Annotated in this window: 13 protein-coding genes; 6 read left to right on the top strand and 7 right to left on the bottom strand. The window is 37.8% G+C overall.

Going from position 1 to position 21202, the window contains the following annotated elements:
• Positions 1-166: 166 nt before the first annotated feature.
• Positions 167-3694 carry a S8 family serine peptidase gene (locus SLH52_RS01210; RefSeq protein WP_320207480.1) on the bottom strand — a complete coding sequence of 1176 codons (3528 nt, stop codon included), beginning with the start codon at positions 3692-3694 and terminating at the stop codon, positions 167-169.
• A gap of 678 nt (positions 3695-4372) precedes the next feature.
• Between SLH52_RS01210 and secA2 the strand changes: the two genes are divergently transcribed.
• Both secA2 and SLH52_RS01200 read left to right on the top strand, forming a co-directional pair.
• On the top strand, positions 4373-6733 hold the full coding sequence (gene secA2, locus SLH52_RS01205) for an accessory Sec system translocase SecA2 (RefSeq protein ID WP_320207479.1): 2361 nt from the start codon (positions 4373-4375) through the stop codon (positions 6731-6733).
• Between the two features lie 47 nt (positions 6734-6780).
• Positions 6781-7671: an accessory Sec system S-layer assembly protein gene (locus SLH52_RS01200; protein WP_320207478.1), complete on the top strand. Its 891-nt coding sequence runs from the start codon at positions 6781-6783 to the stop codon at positions 7669-7671.
• A 594-nt stretch (positions 7672-8265) separates the two neighbouring features.
• On the opposite strand, the gene SLH52_RS01195 is transcribed toward SLH52_RS01200, so the two are convergent.
• From SLH52_RS01195 to SLH52_RS01185, 3 genes are all read right to left on the bottom strand, one after another.
• On the bottom strand, positions 8266-8973 hold the full coding sequence (locus tag SLH52_RS01195; protein ID WP_320207477.1) for a WecB/TagA/CpsF family glycosyltransferase: 708 nt from the start codon (positions 8971-8973) through the stop codon (positions 8266-8268).
• A gap of 332 nt (positions 8974-9305) precedes the next feature.
• Positions 9306-10580, bottom strand: coding sequence for a nucleotide sugar dehydrogenase (locus SLH52_RS01190; RefSeq protein WP_320207476.1), 1275 nt, complete (start codon positions 10578-10580; stop codon positions 9306-9308).
• Positions 10581-10773: 193 nt separating this feature from the next.
• On the bottom strand, positions 10774-11472 hold the full coding sequence (locus SLH52_RS01185; protein ID WP_320207475.1) for a hypothetical protein: 699 nt from the start codon (positions 11470-11472) through the stop codon (positions 10774-10776).
• 308 nt (positions 11473-11780) lie between these two features.
• On the opposite strand from SLH52_RS01185, the gene SLH52_RS01180 reads away from it, so the two are divergent.
• Both SLH52_RS01180 and SLH52_RS01175 read left to right on the top strand, forming a co-directional pair.
• Positions 11781-13409 (top strand): hypothetical protein, encoded by a 1629-nt coding sequence (locus SLH52_RS01180; protein WP_320207474.1) that lies wholly within the window; start codon positions 11781-11783, stop codon positions 13407-13409.
• Positions 13402-16242: a DEAD/DEAH box helicase gene (locus tag SLH52_RS01175; RefSeq protein ID WP_320207473.1), complete on the top strand. Its 2841-nt coding sequence runs from the start codon at positions 13402-13404 to the stop codon at positions 16240-16242. The genes SLH52_RS01180 and SLH52_RS01175 overlap by 8 nt, the downstream gene beginning before the upstream one ends.
• Positions 16243-16676: 434 nt before the next feature.
• On the opposite strand, the gene SLH52_RS01170 is transcribed toward SLH52_RS01175, so the two are convergent.
• The 3 genes from SLH52_RS01170 to SLH52_RS01160 form a co-directional block, all read right to left on the bottom strand.
• Positions 16677-16871: a hypothetical protein gene (locus SLH52_RS01170; RefSeq protein ID WP_320207472.1), complete on the bottom strand. Its 195-nt coding sequence runs from the start codon at positions 16869-16871 to the stop codon at positions 16677-16679.
• A 449-nt stretch (positions 16872-17320) separates the two neighbouring features.
• On the bottom strand, positions 17321-17839 hold the full coding sequence (locus tag SLH52_RS01165) for a VanZ family protein (RefSeq protein WP_320207471.1): 519 nt from the start codon (positions 17837-17839) through the stop codon (positions 17321-17323).
• A 344-nt stretch (positions 17840-18183) separates the two neighbouring features.
• Positions 18184-18342 carry a hypothetical protein gene (locus tag SLH52_RS01160; RefSeq protein WP_320207470.1) on the bottom strand — a complete coding sequence of 53 codons (159 nt, stop codon included), beginning with the start codon at positions 18340-18342 and terminating at the stop codon, positions 18184-18186.
• 822 nt (positions 18343-19164) lie between these two features.
• Between SLH52_RS01160 and SLH52_RS01155 the strand changes: the two genes are divergently transcribed.
• Together SLH52_RS01155 and SLH52_RS01150 are read left to right on the top strand one after the other, a co-directional pair.
• The gene (locus tag SLH52_RS01155) at positions 19165-19599 is read left to right on the top strand and encodes a GNAT family N-acetyltransferase (RefSeq protein ID WP_320207469.1); all 435 of its coding nucleotides are present in this window, start codon (positions 19165-19167) and stop codon (positions 19597-19599) included.
• Positions 19600-19911: 312 nt separating this feature from the next.
• The gene (locus SLH52_RS01150; RefSeq protein WP_320207468.1) at positions 19912-21177 is read left to right on the top strand and encodes a methyl-accepting chemotaxis protein; all 1266 of its coding nucleotides are present in this window, start codon (positions 19912-19914) and stop codon (positions 21175-21177) included.
• Positions 21178-21202 lie beyond the last annotated feature (25 nt).

Genomic DNA, 21202 nt, shown 5'->3' with positions numbered 1-21202 from the left:
ACAATAGAAAAGTTTCATAAATCTAGTAATAAATCTATGAATTATATATAGTACCATTATTATACATATATTACTATAACATATGACTCTATGAATTTGCATGATTTTCCACTTTATTCACAAAAAAAAGAGCTGACCCTAAGTTAACGAGCCAGCTCTTTTGTCGTTAGTTTTTTGCTTCTACTATACGTAGTGTATATGGTTCGTTGCTATACCTTGAGTGTACATCCTTCACTTCAACATAGTATGTTCCTTGTTGCAACGAAACAGTTGACAGTTCTTCGTCACCATCACCGTAATGATCAAATTCCGCAACAGTGGCTCCGTTACTGTTGTAAATCGTCATAACACCATCAATGCCTTTTGGTATTTTGAGTGACATTTCAAAATTTGCGTCGTTTGCTACGTTAAATTCGTAGAAGTCCTTATCACCGAAGTCGACACCTGTGTTAAAATAGCCTGTTGCTTCATATGCTTGTTCATGCTTCGTTAAAGCAAGCGGCTGTGATGGGATGTTATTCGTGACAACAGAATGCGCATCTTCATCTTGACTATTTAAGTTGTTAATTGACACATCATATGATTTCACTGATAAGCCGAGCCAGCTATCATTCATAGTAAGGATAAAATAGCCTACATTTTCTCGAGCTTTGAATGAACCTGTTAGGTTTGTATCTGCAAGGAAATAAGGCCAATAGGAGCGTGACTTTCTTATTTCTTCTTCATCAATGAACATATTTCCATTCGTATCTTCAACAATTTCAGCATATACCATTAATGGATTTTGTAATTCCATCGGTAAGTTCTTTTTTTCTTCCATAGATAATGGGTTTGCTTCCAATGTAAAGCCTAGTATTTCATCTGGGCTACGATGCTTATAATAATAAGTGTCAATATCATTCGGCAAAATGAAATGTCCACGAACTGGCTCATTTTGTTGTAATACTGTTGCTTGTATCGTTTCATCATTTTTTTCATTTGCATCAAACGGAACTTCGACTAACACTTTTGCTGACAATTCATATGCATCCTTCGCTGGGCGATACATTCTATTTTGTACACTGATGAAATATTTCTTACCACCTTCTAGTGCAATCGTCGTTTTCGTTTCAGGCATACCATTATTCGTGTACATCGATGATCCTACGCGAAAAAGGTCGTGATCTTCTTCATCATATTCATAAATGATCGTGCGAGGCATCATCGACTTTGTTTGATTAACCGCAAATTGATATACAGCATCTTTTTCAGCTGTAAATGAGTAGAAATCTTGATCAAAGCTAGATTGGAAATATCCTGCTGTAATATCATTCATATTGTAAGGAAGTGCAGACGCCAATAAATAATCAACATCTTCCTCAGCAAATTCTCGCCATTCATCCTCGTACACTATAATGAGATCTTTTTCTATTTCATTTTTCTTCATTTCAATCATTTCTTCAGAAGTCGTCGCTTCTATTCCGAAAAATTCTATGTCATACATGATCGGATATTGATCTTCGTCAGCTGGTAGTTCAAGCGTTTCGACTGTAATGTTATAAGGCAGCGCAGAGGCAGGAACGTCCTCACTCGTTTGTTCAAAGAAGAATGGGTCAAAGTAGAAATAATTAAACCTCGCTTCACTAGAAGCTTCTATTATATATGCTATATTCGGCATCGCTTCAAATGTAAGGATTTCTCCATCGCCTGTACGTCCTTCGTTTGCTGTCTCAAATGGCCATGGCTCATAATAACCATACTCTTCTTCCGGAACACCTGCTGGAATTTCTCGGTTAAAATCATCTGCAAAGTATACACTAATAGAAGAATCTATTCCTGCTAAAGCTGACAGTTCTACATTTATAATTTGTGGTTCTGTAACGGAAAATGCAAAATAGTCTTGATCAGCCGTCATGTCACCGTCAGCATCTAGTTCTGGTAAGAACGTAAATGGCGCAACTTCCTCTTCACTACTATTAAAAGGAAGCGATGCTATATTGATTGGTTGATCTTGTGTCACGCCATCTTCATGTAATTCATTGTAGCGCTGAACTGTCACTTCGTATGCGGATTTACCTTGTAGGCTGTAATTCCCGTTTACATCTGTAATTCCTATAGCCAGCGTACCATTCTCACTTGCCGTAAATAACTCTCCCTCTGCTCCACCTGCTAATACGTCATTCACTTCAATCATGTTAGTAGACTCTGTGCTATTTACTGGATAGAAGCGTAATTGAAGCTCGTAATCATAGTCTTCTTGAATAGTTAGCGTCGTTTGTACTGATTGTCCTGCTTGAACGTCTAGCTTGAACCAATCTATTTCCTCAGGTGAAGTGAGCGCACCATTTATCGTCACCCCTTCTTCAGTAACTGCTAGCGCTTCACCTTCCGCTAATACTTTGGCGTCATCCCATTCACTTAAGGATGGTAAGTGGCTTATATCGTATTGCAATGCTGCTACAGGGTTGACCAAGCCATGAGCAAACGTTGCATCATATCCTTCCGTCCCTAGGTCAATCGCTGTGCGCTCAAGAATTGCTTCAACCTCGTATGGCTTTAAGTCTGGATGCTTTGACAAAATAAGTGAAGCAACTCCAGCCACAATCGGTGATGCCATCGATGTACCATCTAATGCGGCAAAGGAAGAACCGCTCTTAGCTGCATCATAAATTGAGTTATAAATACCTTCCCCTGGCGCAACAATATCTACAGATGGCCCATAATTTGAAAAATCAGCGAGCTCATTTGCGCTATTTGTTGCTCCAACACTAATGACACCATCGATTGCTGAAGGATAATGATACTCGTCAGTCGCACTGTTACCAGCTGCTGCAACGACTACGATCCCTGCATCAATTGCCTTCTCGATAGCTTCCTCCATAATTGGGCTTGGCATATAGCCACCTAAACTCATATTAATAACATCTGCTCCGTTTTCCACTGCATACAAGATACCTTCAGCAATAATGTAATCACTGCCAAAAAACTCTCCACCGAACACATCAATAGGCATAAGCGTGGCATGAGGGTTTATACCGTAGCCTCCAATGCCATTATTTTTTTCAGCTGCAATAATGCCTGATACATGTGTGCCATGTATGTCTGTCACACCTTGATTAGCTGGATCGACAGCATTGTATGGTGCTAATATTTGTCCTCGTAGCTCTGGGTGATTCACATCAATTCCAGCATCTACAACTGCTACAGTTACATCGTGTTCACCAGCTAGGCTTAATGCTTTGTCCATTTGTAGCAGTGAGAGATGATACATATTGCTCACTTTCGGATCAACATCATTGCTAAGTGTTTCATATTTATAACTTGGCGATACACTTACTACCCCTTGTTGAGAGGCATAGAAATTCATCGCATCCTCAAGAAGTTGTCCCTTTTTCAACTTTACTACATCATAGCCAAGAGAAGGAATCGATCGTGTCACCCTCGTTCCCGCACGACTATGTACCTTGTCAGATAGCTTATTCTTATATTTGATAACTAATGTATCATCACTCATTTGCTCTTGTGCCTGTTGCTGCTCATATGCCAGCATACGCTGTTCTTTCTCTGTACCATTTAAGTGACTAAATACGTCTACCGGCTGTTTAGCTGTCATTGCTTGTCCGCTATCGACCGTCGTAGAAGCGGAAGCTAGACTTGGCATGAGCAAGGTAGATGCCAGCCCAAGTGACAACGCTTTTTGTTGCCATTTTTTCATTGTTTCTCTTCCCCCTTGTAAATATTTTTGGCTCTTTTCGTAAACTTTGTTGCTATTTTTACTAAAAATATTTTATGAGAACTTAATCATTATGAAAGTAGAAAAGATGCTAAGAACGCTAGAGGTATACGTGCTCATATCTTAGTACGCAAAACAACAATTAATGCGAAAACAGCCATATTTTTTTATCAACACTACTAAACTATTAAGCTTTTCCCTTAAATAGAAGTTTTAGATGGAAAAAGTTCAAATCAAGTCGGTTAGATATTCACAAAGTGACCTGAGTAATCTTGATACATTTCTGAATAGTCTTGTATATACATACGCATATTAATTCAGCACTTCTATGCAAGGAAATATTGTTAGCTAGTGACGCGTCCAATCGTCAACGCGGGATCTGAATACCGTGTCAAGCTTATGCATATAGTCATTTTTCATGGACTTTTCGAACAGCCACTATAAGGAAAACATTGTTAAAACATGTATAATTCATGAGATGAAAGTATAAGAAAACAATGATATACTGTTTCTAGTGAAAATTTTCTCAAACATTTAATGTGAAAATTCAACTCTAACAAAATATAGTTAAGCATTAGAAGATTCCTCAGAAATCCACTCATAATGTTGGTAGTCTTATACCCTTCATAAATATTGAGCTAGAGGTTAAGGAGAGATTACATGTTAACGTACTTAAAAAAAGTACTAGGAAATAATAAACAAGAAAAGCAGTTGAAAAAATACTATCAATTAGTTGAACAAATAAATGCGTTAGAAAGCGATTTTGAAGCTTTAACAGACGAAGAGCTAAAGGCAAAAACAGCTGAATTTAAAGCCCAGCTTGCTGATGGCAAAACGATTTATGACATTCAGGTTGAAGCATTTGCTACTGTAAGAGAGGCTGCCAAGCGCGTACTTGGTTTTCGCCACTACGATGTCCAATTAATCGGTGGACTTGTTCTTACTGAAGGAAACATTGCTGAAATGGCTACAGGTGAGGGTAAAACGTTAGTTGCCTCACTTCCTAGTTATCTTCGCGCACTAGAAGGCAAAGGTGTTCACGTCATCACTGTAAATGAATATTTAGCTAGACGTGACCAAAATCAAATAGGAAAAATTCATGAGTTTCTCGGCCTTACAGTTGGTTTAAATGTACCGATGATCACTCCTGATCAAAAGCTATCGGCTTATGAAGCAGATATCACTTACGGTGTTGGTAGCGAATTTGGTTTCGATAGCCTCCGTGATAATATGGTTTTTGATATTGTTCAACGTGTGCAGCGACCACACCATTATGCCATTATCGATGAAGTAGATAGCGTGTTAATTGATGAAGCGAAAACCCCACTAATCATCGCAGGGAAAACTGGTGTGAGCTCAGACCTTAGTTATTTGTGCGCTCGCATCGTCAAAACATTTGTACGAGATGTTGATTTTGTATTTGATGAAGAAACGAATACAGCCAACTTATCAGATGATGGCATCTCAAAAATTGAACAAGGCTTCGGCATTGACAATTTGTATGATCTTGAGCATCAAACACTTTATCATTATGTCATCCAAGCATTACGTGCTTCTGTAATGTTTACGCGAGATGCTGACTACATCGTCAAAGAAGGCAAAATTTTATTAGTTGATATGTTTACAGGTCGCCCAATGGAAGGACGCTCTTTGAGCAACGGACTTCATCAAGCTATTGAGGCGAAGGAAGGGTTAGAGGTCACTGAAGAGAACAAAACCCAAGCCTCTGTAACGATCCAAAACTATTTCAGGCTCTACCCAACAATGTCAGGCATGACGGGTACAGCAAAAACAGAAGAAAAGGAATTTCAAGATTTATATGGTATGGACGTTGTCCAAATTCCAACGAACAAACCGATTCAACGTCAAGACTTATTAGATAAAGTGTATGCAACAATTAATGATAAATACAGAGCTGTTGCAAACGAAGTGAAACGCATCCATCAAACAGGGCAACCAGTCTTAGTAGGTACGACATCAATTTTACAATCAGAAAAGGTTGCTGACTATTTGAAAGAGGAAGGCTTAGACTTCCAGCTATTGAATGCTAAGAGTATTGAGCAAGAAATTCAACTCATCTCGTTAGCAGGGCAAAAAGATCAAATTACGATTGCAACGAACATGGCTGGACGTGGTACAGACATCATGCTCGGCGAAGGTGTTGAAGAGCTAGGTGGATTATATGTACTTGGTACGGAGAAGCATGAAGCACGCCGCATAGATAATCAGCTCAAAGGTCGTTCTGGGCGCCAAGGTGACCCAGGCTGTTCACAGTTCTTCCTATCATTAGAGGATGATATGTTCAATCGCTTTGCCAAGGAAGAGCTAGAGAAATTACAAAAAGCTGTGGATGCTGATCAGGACGGCTTACTCACGAATAAAAAGGTTGATGAGTTCGTTGAGCGTGTTCAACGCATATGCGAAGGTAGTAACTTTTCAATTAGAGAATATAATTTAAAGCTAGATAACATTATGAATGAGCAGCGTAATACAGTGTATGACTTGCGAGATCAGATTCTTAATACCGATGATCCAATATCGCTCACACTTCCAATGATCTCTTCTTATATTGAGCATGAAATTGAGCAAACATGTATAGAAGATATAGTGCCTGAGGAATGGGAGTTATCTAAGCTTGCAGCTGACTTAAACGTCGTGTTTGGTGAAAATGTCGTATCATTCCCACAGGACATCTCTGACCGTAGTGAAGTAAGTGACATCGTTAACGAAGCGTATGAAGCCTTTGTGCAGTCACTTGAAGATCATAAAGACAACATAAAGCTAAGATTTGTTGTCCAAAGAACGCTTCTTTCTGTCACAGACCATTTTTGGCTAGAACATATCGACACGATGGAACGCTTGAAGGAAGGTGTCGGGTTACGACATTATAGTCAAGAAGACCCAATGCGCCAATACCAACGTGAAGGTCTTGAACTATTTACGATCATGTTCCACAAACTAGAACGTAACATGAGCCACCAATTTGGCCAGCTCATCATCGAAGTAGCTAAGGGGGTCTGACCCCCTTATCGCTTTAAGTGATAAAGCAATTAGGAGGAATAAATAATATGGCTTTTTTTAAGAAGAAAGGTAAACCAGAGAAAAAAGGTAAAGACAGTACGGTTAATGCAGGTGATGTGCTTGGTGGTAACGTCACTTCTCAATCAGGAGTTGCAGTGAAAACGGCACTAAGCTTTCATCCTTTATCAAATATCGGTGTAGAAGAAAAATACTATTTTCAGTTCCTTAACAATGAGCTGCCACCTTTAAAGGAAAACCAAGTATCAATATCAGGGATAGAGTTAAAAAAAGAAGAGAAAGGTACTGCTGTTACTGCATTTGTCCGCAATAGCTTAAACAGACCGATCGATTTGAAGGACATGCCTTTATTATTACTTGGACCAAATGGTGAAAACCTTGCTCGCAAAGTGTTTGACCTAAGCGCATTAGGAGCAATCCCTGCAAAGAGTAGTAGACCGTGGACATTTATCTTCGAAGATAGTTTTGTTACAGCTTCAGAGTTACCTAGTGTTGGTTGGAAGCTAGCATTTGAAATCAAAAAGCCACATACACTAGATTTAGAAGAAAGCTGGGAAAAAAGCTTAGCAGATGAAGATAAAGAGAAGCTTCAACAACTAATTAAAAAAACGCCTGCTCTAAAAGAAGGCGAAGTTAATTTCATGTCATTACAAGGAAGACAGACAGAGGACAATAGCTTGCACGTGACGATGCTGATCCGAAATGGTAGCAACAAGGACGTTACCTTTCAAAAGATGCCATTGATCGTTGAAGACGCTTCAGGCGAAGTTATTGCCAAAGGAGGCTTTGAACTAGATTCGTTTCAAGTTAAAGCGAATACGAGTAAGCCGTGGACATTTATCTTCCCATCATCACTATTATTAAAAGAAGACATCGATTTAAGTTCATGGAAGGCATACATCCCTCAACAAAATAAATAACAAATAGCATTCACCGTCGCCTATTAAAAGCGACGGTGAACTTTTTCTATCATGTTGGATTGCTGCTTCTCGTTCATACATATAAGCACGTATACACCGAACGTTCGTGCATTTAAAATTTAACTAACATAAAACTAAAACTCATCAAACTGTCAGTATGGATAACCTTCTATAAATATAAAACCCCAAATGATAAAGGCTGCTCGCGTATGATTGTTGTTTTTCCTACTATTACTTAATCACGCTTACAATGAGCGTACTTAGTAACAATAACAACGAGCTAAGCCATGTTAAAGTCATTTGGGGTGAAGCATTCCCGGATGGTATGACCCATGCAAGCTCATTTCTCACCAGCTTAACAAATTAAGGGTTCAATTACTTGCTGAAAAGAAAAACGCCCATCCGAGGATAGGCGCTTTTCTCACTGGGCTACCAACCGAGATATTATATTCTCAAAAGCAAAAGGAACAAATAGATCCTACAAGTATATATTACCACTCGAACGCTTCAATAACAAATGATTTTTGTCCTAGTTTCACGCTTTTTTTATGAAATAATTTAAGTAGTCAAGAATCAAAAAAATTCTACAAAAAATTACTTTTTTACCGCCTTTAATAAAAACATTGGCAACAATAATTGACGCCTTATTCTCCATGGCTCCTTCAATAGACGATAAAACCATTCTAACCCAAGTTTCTGAAAAGTGCTAGGGGCACGTTTGATGTTACCTGATATGACATCATAAGAACCACCTACTCCTTGAAACACTGTTGGATGAAGATCATTCATATGTTTAACGATCCAGTTTTCTTGCGCTGGGCTGCCTAGTGCAACAAATACGATATCTGCCTTTGAATCATTAATTGCTTTAATAATGACCTCTTCATCCTTTTCATAACCATGAAGTGTACCCGCAATTTGGATTCCAGGAAATTTAGCCTCTAGCTTCTCCTTTGCTTGATCAGCAACCCCTGGCTTCGCACCATATAAAAATATGTTTTTACGTTGCTCAGTTGCTTCCTGACACAGCTTCAGCATCATATCTATACCTGTTACTCGATCCTTAATGCGGCCACCTCTAATTTTCGAAGCAAGAACAACACCAATGCCATCAGGAATTTGATAAGTGGCATGATTCAATAATTCTTGTAAAGATTGGTCGCTTTGAGCTTTCATAATTTTCTCAGGGTTAATCGCAACGATAAACGATTTTTTATTTTGATCTATGTTGTACATTAATTCATTAATAAGCTGTTCGTACGTGTGCGTACATACGTCTATACCTAAAATGGTTTCTTTCATGTTATCACCTTTATATATGAAGTTCGGAAAGAAATGCTCTCCCCTATCAATCTATATATTAATAAAACAAGATGGCAATACGTCCAACATACTAATTCATGCTATTACCGACATTCGTTTACAACGCACAATGGACAAGCATAATCTTTGAGCTTCTTTAGTTATTTTAACTAGCCAGCTTTTAGATGGATTGTTGTATTTCGTACAATACGTTGGCATCTTTTCTTCTGTACAACGATGAAAGACGCTTTAGTACTGTTTTTACATCGATTATTGCACTTCGTACGAAGTTCTAGCAACAAGTTGCCGAAAAGAGCCTAACAAAAAATGAATTAGTTTTTTGAATCACCTAAACGGTATACATCAAAGCCTTGGTCTTTCCATGCTTGTTCTTGAATACAGTTTTTTGTGTCGAGTATTATTTTCGTACGTAGTCGCTCTGCAAACAAGTCTGGTTGGATAGCTTTAAATTCATTATGATCTGTTAAAATAAGAATGATATCAGCATGTTCAACTGCTTCTTCAATGCTTTGCGTTTGAATGTCCAGTTTATTCTCTTTAATATGAGGATCATACGCTGAACAATCGAGTCCTAATTCACGTAAATGATGGATGACTTCCAATGACGGACTTTCTCTCATATCATCAATATTCCCTTTGAAAGCAAGACCAAACACTGCTACGCGACCGTGTTGGATTCCTTGTTGGCTGATGATATCTTTTACTCTTTTGGCTGTATGCTGTGGCATGCCATCATTCGTTTGACGAGCAAGTGTAATTAGTTTCGCAAGATCTGGCTCTAACTCAGCTAAAAACCAAGGATCAACAGCGATACAATGCCCTCCTACACCTGGTCCTGGGAAGTGGATATTTACACGCGGATGGTAGTTCGCTAGCTTAATGGCTTCCCACGCATTTACCCCTAGATTTTCACTGATTTTCGCTAATTCGTTCGCAAATGCAATATTTACATCACGGTAAGTATTTTCAATGACCTTAACCAATTCCGCAGTCGTTGCATCTGTTACATGAAGTGTCCCTTTTACAAAAATCTCGTATAGCTCAACGGTCAAGCGACTTGATTCGTCGTTAATACCACCGACGATACGATCGTTATTCGTTAACTCTTCAAATACTCTTCCTGGAATAACTCTTTCAGGAGAATGTGAGATATATAGTTCATTACCGATATGTAAATTCGTTTCTTCTAATACGGGAATCATCACATCCTCAACAGTTCTAGGAGGCACTGTCGATTCTAAAATAACTAAGTTACCCTTTTTCACGTAAGGAGCGATTGACTTCGTTGCAGCCCTTACATAATCTAAATTCGCTGTCTTATCGTCATTTATTGGGGAAGGAACTGCAATAATAAATATATCTGCTTCTTCTGGTGTTGTTGAAGCAGTAAAGTTCCCACTGTCAACCGCCACATTTAAACGTTCTTGTAACCCTTCTTCTTCAATATGTAACTGTTTATTTTGTATCATGGATATAGCTGTTTCATTTATATCTACACCATGAACACGAACGCCATGATTGGCAAACATCACAGCTGTTGGTAATCCAATATATCCTAAGCCTACTACACATAGCTTTTTCGTCATGTCAAAAATTGCTCCTTTACATAATCAATAACACGTTAACATTTATTATATCGAAAAATGTAAAATGATGATAGCTTGAAACAAATCAATAATGAAATTGTAACAATAATATTTTGCTAATAAAGCCAAAATTAGTAAATCACAAAATGAAGATTAGACAATTTTCTTACAAGCTGTTTAGTTAGACCTTTATTTATAGAAATGATGTAGTTTGGATAGTAAAACAAGTTCTTTGGACAGTAAATGACGGAGTTTGGATAGTAAAACACGTATTTCGGACAGTAAACAACGGAGTTTGGATAGTAAACCACGGAGTTTGGACAATAAACCGCGTACTTTGGATAGTGAACCACGGAGTTTGGACAATAAACCGCGTACTTTGGATAGTGAACCACGGAGTTTGGACAGTACCGCGTACTTTGGATAGTAAACCACGGAGTTTGGACAGTACCGCGTACTTTGGATAGTGAACCACGGAGTTTGGACAGTACCGCGTACTTTGGATAGTAAACCACGGAGTTTGGACAGTACCGCGTACTTTGGATAGTGAACCACGGAGTTTGGACAGTACCGCGTACTTTGGATAGTAAACCACGGAGTTTGGACAGTACCGCGTACTTTGGATAGTAAACCACGGAGTTTGGACAGTAAATGACGGAGTTTGGACAGTAAAACACTTACTTTGGACAGTAAATGACGGAGTTTGGACAGTAAGCCGCGTACTTTGGATAGTAAACCAAGTTTTATGGACAGTAAAACACGGAATTTGGACAGTAAAACATGTAGTTTGGACAGTAAACCAAGTTCTTTGGACAGTAACAGACTTAGTTTGGAAATCCCGTAATAGTCGTGTTCGGATAATTATTTTATACAAGAATGTCATTAATAACATAACAATTCCTCTCATCATGATGGGAAGGTGTTCCTTTAGTTTCACACCCTTTGCTAGTCGAAATTGTGTTATATTAGCCCACTCGGTCATAATAAAAATTGAGCTTCTGAAGTACTAACATTGTACATATGAAATTTACCTTCCTCACCACATTAACGTAACGAAAAACAATCCCGATGCGTTATGTGGCGAATATAAGCCCAAATACTTTTGCTTTACTAAAAGTGGTCGACAGTGCTCTATAAGGTGGTTTACAATGATAGGATATGGTGTTTTACGGTGTGAATTTGTCATAATGGAGGGTTTGTATGCTTCAGGATGTGCTTGCTAAGGAGCAGGTTGTAAATTGTGCAGAAAAAATTAAAGATTTACTTGCCCCTGACAACGAGAAGGACAGAATTTTAGTGAATAAAGGTCTTCTACTTTATCGCCAAGGAAACGTATATAACGTCAACGTCGAAGAGGACGTAGTCAATGCACGAGTGCAAGATGTCACACCATTTGACGTCAGCCTTGATATGGATTTTATTCAATTCAGTGAATGTACTTGTACAGCTGAACGGTTTTGTAGACATCAGCTTGCTGTCTTTTTTTCTGTTTATGCTGCAGTCGATCGCGTAGGTAGCTTCTTAGAGGAATGGAAGAGAAGTAGAACAAAGAGTGTCGAAAATATAGCTATACGCACGCCAAATACCAAAATCATTGCGAAATATGAAGAAAAATCTATTGCTAGTTGGATTGACTTCTTTGAAAAAGAATATACTTCGTTTCTACAGCAGCGTACACATGACGACAATTACTTTTTTGCTAGCCTTTATCATCGTTATTACGCTAACTTAAAAAGCGAAGCACCGACACAACTAGAATTAAAGCGCTTATTCACCATGCATGCCGGCTTAACAACGATGGCAAAGATGAACGAACATTTAATCGACATAAGTATGTCAAGTTATGGCATGGATAACTATGTTACTCCATATATACACCACCTCGTTGATGACATCATAGAACAAGCTGAACTACTTGGTAACGTTACTTTACCATTTATTTTTGATTCTTTATTACAAGAGAGCATTGAAAAGGTTCATACGCTCTTTATTCCAATAAATCATTTTAAGTATGATCGAATGACTGTTTATCGTGTCATTTGGTCTAAGTTATTGCAGAAAAAACAATGGGTTGACATAGAAAGATCATGGCTACAAACACGACTAGACGAGCGAGAAAATGCGGATGCGAAAGCTGATTTATATGTGATAGCCCTTGCACATATGGAATTTCTAGATAAAAACGATAAGGATGCAATTAGCTTATATTCACAGCTTGATGACCCTGCTGCCTTACCATACAGCTTTACATGGCTCATACAGTTAGCCGACAAAAAAGCATGGGCAAGAATGGATCCCTGGGTTAACGATATGTTAACGAAGCTAGATAAGTATATAGCCTCCTCCCACTCATATGATCAAAGTCGAACGATGACAAGAAAAATATTACATTTACTTACTGAGTACAGCTCAGAATCTAATAAAGACGATAAATATGTAGAAGCGATGGAAAAGCTGTTACCTTATAGCTACTATGAATATGATGATTATTTGTACACACATGAACAATATAAGAAATGGGTAGATCTACAAATTTTAGTAGGTTTCGCTGTTGATGAGCATGACAGATATACATTAAAGGAAATTGAGGAAAAGGATCGCGAAGTGTTACTCCCCTATTATCACTATTCCATCATGAAATTGGTGAAGCTAAAAAATCGTCAAAGCTACAAGCAAGCTATTAAATTTTTAAAAAAGCTACGTGCACATTATCGTAAGCTAAAGCGGGAAAATGATTGGAATATATATATAAACAAGCTCGCCACGTCGAATAAAAGACTGCGTGCCTTTCAGGAAGAGTTAAGGAAAGGAAAGTTGCTTCATGAATAGTTCATTAGCGTTGCACATCGACACGTTAATAGTTGAAGATCAGTTTTTTATATACGATCGTTCCGTCGCTGAGGACAACGATTATGAGAAGCTATTTCTCTGGCATGAAGCCTCTTATTATGGATCATTTCTTAAAATGCAAACTGTAAAAGACGTGAAGGGAGTTATTCTTTCTCCTTGGGAAGCACTCGACTTTTTTGCTAAGGATGTTCATAACTCATTTATACATGTCGGCTGGAGTGAGGAAAGCCAACTATATAGAAAAATTGCACCTCTGCTAAAAGAAGCTCTTACGGATACGGACTTTTTACCAGACTATCATACGTGGAAGCTTCATCAACAATTTAGGTGGAAACTAACTGATGATTGGCATACAAAGATCAAGGAAGCTGTCAATCATAATGAAGAGCACGAAAGGATAGCTATAGCATGGTTCTCTAGTGCTTTAGCAAATTGGCTACAATCAGATGATGAACTAAAAAGTGTATGGAATGAAATTGAACAAACATTCCCACTCATTAGCCTCTACACACAATCAGAACATCAAAGCCTTCAGCCTAATGGGATCGACCCTAAGCATGATCAAAATCACCCTCAGACGATCATCTTTAGTGAAGATGACTGGTTAGAAAAAATCGGTTGGAAATTAGATACAACGCCCTTTACTGTTGGGTTACGGCTTGATGAACCAGAACATGATGATGGAATCTGGCAGTTAGAAACGTTTTTGCGCTCAAAGGACAATAAAGACGAGCTCGTAATTTTGAATGAAGATCAACTGCCAACCGAATGGAAGCCAAATATTGATCGCATAGAAAGAGAACAAACATTGTGGGGGAAACTTATTCCTTGGCTACAAACAGAAAGAGGATTGTTGGAAAAGCTAACAGAGCAGCACGCATGGGAATTTTTAACCGAAGCCAGTGAAACATTGCTCTCAGCAGGTGTAGAAATTTTGCTGCCATCATGGTGGCAAGCATTAAAGGATACGAACCTATCGATGAAAGCGAAGGTTAAATCGACATCATCCAACGGTAGAAAATCTTTTGTCGGCTTAACACAGCTGATAGATTTTGATTGGCGATTTTCGACAAATGGTATCGATTTATCGGAAGACGAATTTTTGACACTCGTCGACCAGAAACGACGCCTTGTCAACATACGGGGGAAATGGGTAAAGCTTGATCCAGAATTTATTAGGAGAGTACAAAGCGTTCTTGAGAAAGCAAACGAAGAAGGCTTGCATTTTCGTGACATTCTTGAACAAGAGCTATTACGAGATGAGTTAACGGACGGTCAATCCGCAGATGACAGACCATTCGCAATGATCCAAATTGAATTGAATCGTCATTTAAAAAGTATGTTAAAGCAGCTAAATGAAATTAAAGAAATTCCTTCAGCAACAATTCCAGCTACATTTTGTGGTGAGCTGCGTCCTTATCAGCAGCAAGGTGTTGATTGGCTGTTATTTTTACGTAAATTTGGCTTTGGTGCATGTTTAGCTGATGATATGGGACTCGGCAAAACGATTCAAATGATTGCCTATTTGTTAAAGGTTAAAGAGGAAGAAAACAACCATAGGCCATCTTTATTAATTTGTCCAACTTCCGTTTTAGGAAACTGGCAAAAAGAACTTGAAAAGTTCGCACCTTCGTTACGTATTCATTTGCATTATGGTTCTCACCGTGCAAAAGGTGACAAGTTTGAGCCTACTGTTCACAATGCCGATGTTGTGATCACTTCATATGGATTGTCACACCTTGATTTCGAAGATCTTTCAAGTGTACAGTGGGGAACGGTTTGCATTGATGAAGCACAAAATATTAAAAATGCGGACACGAAACAGTCTAAAGCGATACGCCAATTAGTAGGTGAACACCATATTGCGTTAACGGGTACACCGATGGAAAATCGACTATCGGAATTATGGTCAATATTTGATTTTAGTAACCCAGGTTATTTAGGGAGCCTAGGTAAGTTCCAAAAAGACTATGTGAACCCGATTGAAAAGGATCAATCTGAGCAACGAATCAATAAGCTGCAAAAATTAATTCGGCCCTTCTTATTACGCCGCACAAAAACCGATAAAGATGTAGCACTGAATTTACCTGATAAACAGGAGCAGAAGGAATATTGCCCGCTTACTGTTGAGCAAGCATCATTATATGAACAGCTCGTTCAAGACACACTTACAAAGATTGAGCAAGAAACAGGGATCAAACGCAAAGGCTTAATATTAACGATGCTCAGTAAATTGAAACAGCTATGTAATCACCCTGCTCTCTATTTAAAAGAGGAGCAACCGCTTGATGTACTGAATCGATCTACAAAGCTTGGTAAGCTACGAGAGCTTATCGACAATATTCGTGAAAGTGATGAAAGTTGTCTCATTTTCACACAATATATTGGTATGGGTAATATGATCAAAAAATTGTTAGAAGATGAGCTCGGCGAAGAAATATTATTCTTGAACGGTAGCTTAGCTAAAACGAAGCGTGATCAAATGATCGCACGCTTTCAAAACAAAGAAGTAAACATTATGATTTTATCATTAAAAGCTGGTGGAACCGGCTTAAACTTAACTGCTGCTAATCACGTCATTCATTTTGACCGTTGGTGGAATCCTGCGGTAGAAAATCAAGCAACTGATCGGGCACACCGAATAGGGCAAAAACGTTTCGTGCACGTCCATAAATTTATATCGACTGGCACGCTTGAAGAAAAAATTGACCAAATGCTTGAACAAAAGCAAGCACTAAACGATCAAATTATTCAAACTGAAGCATGGATTACAGAACTATCTACAGAGGAGCTGCAAAATTTGCTGCTGTAAGTTAGTGAACTGTATTCACTCAACCATCTAATATTTGTTAACCAGCTATAAAGTTGCTTCACCTAATGAGCTATTGTAGATATAGGGGCGACCAGTTTACCATTGGCTGCTCCTTATAAATAGCTCCCCTACTAAGGTATAGGGGACCTCATCTGATAGCTGACTTAAACATTAATCAAGGAGGTAGGAAGATTGGAAAAGCCCAAACGAACAAGAGGAAGAAAGAAAACTAAAGTAAACCCAAAACACGAGGGAAAAGCTGAACAGTGGCAGCAATTATTACAATTAGTGGAGAAGAAACTAAAGAAGTGAAATCTGATAGGAAAGAAAAGCGATGACTAAATATTTGCCTTACATAAACCTTATCATCGGTACGAGAGTTAATTGACAATCTACAAGTCTATCTTTTATTCGTTTCTATTTCTTAAACTTATTCAATGACGACCATTCACCTTTTTGAATTGCATTAACAAGAATATTGAACAACATATTGCTACTATCCCGAAGAACCCCACAATATAATCAAGTATTCCTTGAGGTTGAAAAAAACGGCTTGTATTCCCGATACCAATAAACAATAATGAAATTCCAGTAAATAGATAAAATGCTGGTGGCATATGCTTGTCCAAGCACTCACCCTCTTTCTGTTAACGAATTATTAATACAATGCTAGATTTTTCATGGTTATGTCCCTACAATTATGGATCTATCCATTGACCAACCGTTTGATGCATAACTTTATATTGCAAAGGGCTTTCAAAAATAGTAACTCTTTTTTCTATATTGGATTTTCTATAGCCCATGTCCCCTATCTTACCTTCCTGAATGGTGTGCGCCCATCAATCCGAATTATCTCGCTTTGTTTTTATAAGTTATTGTCATATCAACATAGTTTACGAAAAGAGCATAAGGAAAAGACAACTTCTTACACCGTAAAATATAACCATAGAGACTTAATAGTACCATTTTAACATGACATCTTTAATGAACCGCATAATTAAAACGATTCAATCAAATGATGAATCGTTTGCTACTTTCCCTTTGTACATCATCTAAAAAGCCTAGAACAGAACGATAATTATTTCTTGAAGACATAGAAGCCAGTTATTTTCACAGATTTTCTGAAAAATACTGCAGCTATGACGATTCCTACTAAACCACCAAAGCTATCTAAAAGGACATCAGCTATAAGCGCGGAACGACTGCCTGTAAACATTTGGTGAATTTCATCGCTTGCAGCATAAATAATGATAAATGACATTGCATAGACCATGCATTTCCATTTATTTCGGAAAATCATCGCTAGAGCATTGAATGTTAAAAAGCCTAATAAAAAATAAATAAAAAAGTGAGCACCTTTACGGATGAAAAACTCAAGAAATGAATAAGGTCCCTTATTTGCAACACTGATTTCTGACCCACTATAAGTAAATTGTATATGTGAAAAATGATCGATAATCCATTGCTTGTCGATATATTTTGCTAGTTGTGGTCTTAAGTCTTGCTGTGAATATGGTTGTGATGAAAAGTAAAAAATGACAGCGGCACAACTAATAACAGACAGCCAAATGAGTATAAGTACAGCTTTTTGTTTCATTCATAATCCCCTTCTATATGCATATCCTAAAAAAGGTTGGTAACAAGTGTTGGAAACAACCGACAGAGGAATTGCTGACCCCATACATGCGTGGGATTTCCACCATCCACCTTTGCTATTTACAGTTGCCCTTACCTTAGTTCATTGAACTTCCTTCCCCTGAACTTTCCCATCCTTCATTAATAGTTATTCAAATACCATTTATAGCCAAAATATTGAAAAATTATATCTTTCTTCATTATACTCATTTCACTAGGTCCTATGACACCGTATAGTCATAACGTGTTCTTGACAGTTTAACGAGCGAGATAAGCTATTCCCGCCTTTAAATTCGATGGGAGTTCTTATTTTACACCTTCTCCTGTTATTTTTGCTGATAATTTACTTACTAATTCTTTCGCTGTTATCGTTTCAGAGCTGTTACCTTGTTGGTGTGCATACTTTAATATGTCTAGAAATTGTTGTGTAGAAATGATCGGTTTTATTCCTTCTGTTTTCAACATGATACACCTTCCATAAGTCTTATTTCCAAATCATCATTTAAGCATTGATTACAGTTAGCAGAGCAGCTCTCCATGGATGGCTAGCCAATGCGAAGCCTTTTCTTTCTAGTGTATTCAACAACTAATAGGGAAGCCACCATTGCTTCTTTAAAATGCTGACTGTTGAGTAAAACTGACAACTATATAATTAATGGCTGTTTTCGCATTGATTGTTGCTTTTCGTTCTAAGGTATAAGTACGTATATATGTAACATTCGTGGCATCTTTTCTTCTGTACAAAGATGGCTAACATATAAAATCACTTTTTATGGTACTAATTTGATAATAATAGCAACAGAGTTTACGAAAAGAGCCTTAATTTAGGAACTATGGCAACAAAGTTTATGAAAATAGCCCTTGCCAAAAAATATAGTTGAATACAAATTAGCTTTCGAGCTATCTAATGTTAACAGCGATGACAATCACAAGAAATCTTCACTAACTGCCCCATTCATTAAGGGTGATTGTTATTTTTCGAACGAAGGAAGAATACGTATACAACTAGTATTCGTGACACCCCTTCTTCAATAGAATTATGACAGCTTCATAAACTAAACCCTACTTATCTTGCTGTCATTGTTGTCGTGATAGCCACATTGTCCCTCTTAACCCTTTCTATCTTTATATACTATTACTCTATCAAATTCAAATAATAACCAGTGTATTCACAAAAAATACCATTTTTATACTAACATGATTTCTGGCGTTTTTAGGGCCCTGACATGCACTTTCAAATTTACGGTGAATATACAGTAAATAACTTAAGGTGCGAGGAGAGTCAAAATGAAAATAGTGAAAGCGTCAAATAGTGATGTGCAAACAATATTTCGGTATGCGAAGAAAGTAGCTGTCGAAAGCACGATGGGCTACGCAAAAGGGCATGAACAGCATGCAGTGAATGGCATCAAAATGGCCCTAAGTAATGGCTATTATTTAGTTGCAAAGGAAGATCAAAAACTATTAGGCTGGGTACTCGTTACAGGGACGATAGATTCGATTAAAAATACGTATATAGGCTATATTGCAGACTTATATGTGCTTGAAGAACATCGCAAAAAAGGTATCGGTAATAAATTATTACAAGCTGGCTTAAATAAATGTAAACAACATGGTTATAAATACGTTCAACTAAATGTTTTTGCTAATAACCCCGCTAAAAACCTTTATGAGGAGTTTGGTTTTGAAGATCTCGTTCACACAATGCAAATCAAGCTTTGATAAAGGTTCTAACTTTAAGTATAAAATATGATATTTTAGATGCCTCAGACATTGGCAATATTGGTGTTTAGCCCTTTTTACGAAAGCAACAAATAATGTGAAAACATTCTTTATACAGAAGTCTTATACTCCTATAGAAAACCGCCTCCTTTCTATGTATTGAATTGATGTTTTACGTGCTAAATATATCAATGAGCATACGACTATCCTCCTTGATCTATCTGTTCAAATATTCAATCAATTCATGACAAAACAAACAAATATTAGTATAATATGTAAAAAATATATATATTTTTGAGAGGAGAACAGCGTATGTCCAGTCCTGTTTCACTTGCAAGGTACTTAATTCGGACCATTTTGTTTGCTGCAATCGGTACTTCAATATTAGGTATATCATTAAGTTACATGATGGGCTTAGAACGTACCCTTTTTGTTACTAATGTAGTTGGTGTTATCATTGGAGGTGCAATCATCGGTTCACTCATTAGCTTTTTAAATTACCAAAAGTTTTTCCGTCCAATGACAATGATCATTAAACATACGAATCGGCTTGCAGAAGGTGACTTAACATCACGTCTAGATGAAAGCCGAACCGGAAGCTTAAAGCCAATCGCCCTATCTATAAACGAAATGAGTGATGAATGGCACCAGCTTATTAAAAAAGTCTATGATGTATCAATTCAAGTATCAGAGCGTTCAAATGAACTGTCTTCAAGCACCGAAATGAATAACAAAGCAACTGAACAACTCGCTCTCGCTCTTCAAGGCGTCGCATCAGGAACAGAAAATCAACTATCAAAAACAGCCTCTACATCACAATTCATGTCAGACGTTTCATCAGGCATTAACCAAGTTGCTTCATCTATCCAGTCAGTAGCGAGTTTAACAGAAACTACTAGCAAACAAGCAAACATAGGAACTGATGCTGTCACAAAAACAGCAGCACAAATGACTCAAATCCAACAGCAAGCAGTTTTCGCTTCAGAAATTGTTAACAAATTCGGGGAAAAATCAAAAGCGATTGGCAAGATCGTTACACTCATTACTGAAATTGCTGAACAAACAAACTTATTAGCATTAAATGCAGCTATAGAAGCAGCAAGGGCTGGTGAGCATGGGAAAGGATTTGCTGTTGTAGCAGATGAGGTGAGAAAGTTAGCTGAACAATCTGGAAGTGCTACAGAAGACATTCGAAAGCTTATTGAAGAAATTCAATCAGAAGCAGATAAAGCAGTGCAATCTATGATTGTAGGCAAGACAGATGTTACGGACGGTCTTTCCTTAATTAACCAAACTGGACAAGCTTTCAAAGAGATCACCAAAATGATTGAAGAAATAGCTACACAATCAAAAGAGGTATCAACAACCGTTGAGCATGTAAATGCAAGCGCTAACAATATTGTGATAGCTTCGGAAGAAATTGTTAACATCACGGAGCAATCTTCAGCAAATACACAAAACGTCGCTGCACTTACAGAGGAACAAAGCGCAACGATGGAAGACATCTCTCATGCGACAGTAGTTCTTGCAAATACCGCAGCAGAATTACAGGGGATGGTTGGGCGTTTTAAAGTGTAATTTCTATTCGGTTTCACTAAAAATG

The sequence above is a fragment of the Cytobacillus sp. IB215665 genome (genome assembly GCF_033963835.1).
Lineage (GTDB): Bacteria > Bacillota > Bacilli > Bacillales > SM2101 > Nanhaiella.
Note: the sequence above shows the minus strand (reverse complement) of the source record. Positions and strands in the feature narration are given on the sequence as shown.